The organism is Streptomyces sp. AC627_RSS907 (genome assembly GCF_019049165.1).
Map to the genome: position 1 here is coordinate 1 of NZ_JAGMUE010001206.1, position 545 is coordinate 545.

At 74.5% G+C, this 545-nt stretch carries 1 protein-coding gene; it reads left to right on the forward strand.

Annotated elements, in window-relative coordinates:
• Nucleotides 1-194 precede the first annotated feature (194 nt).
• Nucleotides 195-545, forward strand: a 351-nt coding sequence (locus KUM32_RS41080; RefSeq protein ID WP_217146752.1) for a PhoD-like phosphatase N-terminal domain-containing protein, incomplete at its 3' end; no start/stop codon positions are given.

Genomic DNA, 545 nt, shown 5'->3' on the forward strand with positions numbered 1-545 from the left:
TGGCCCGCTGGAGTTCTGTTCCACCCGCCACCGCAACCTGCCCCCGTGATCGTGGGCCAGTCCGTCGGCGGTGCGGGGAACCGTGGGGACGCACGCGCGTGAACGGGTGAGTCCCCGTACCGGAACGGCGGGTGGCGTGCGTTCCGACGCCCCCTCCGGCCGACCGCTCGCCTGTCATCGAAGGGACCTGATCCATGGACATCAGCAGACGCCGCCTGATCGGCGCCGCCGGCGTGACCGGCGCCGCACTCGGCCTGTTCAGCGCCGGCCTCAGCAGCGGCACGGCCTGGGCCGCGCCGCGTTACCAGGACGACCCCTACCGCCTCGGCGTCGCCTCCGGCGACCCGGCCGCCGACGGCTTCGTCCTGTGGACCCGGCTGGCACCCGACCCGCTGGCCGTCGACAGCCGTGGCGGCATGCCCGAGCGCAAGGTCGCGGTCGAGTGGCAGGTGGCCAGCGACGAACGGTTCCGCCAGGTCGTCCGGCACGGCCGCGCCTGGGCCGTGCCCGAACTCGCCCACTCCGTACACGCCGAGGTCCACGGG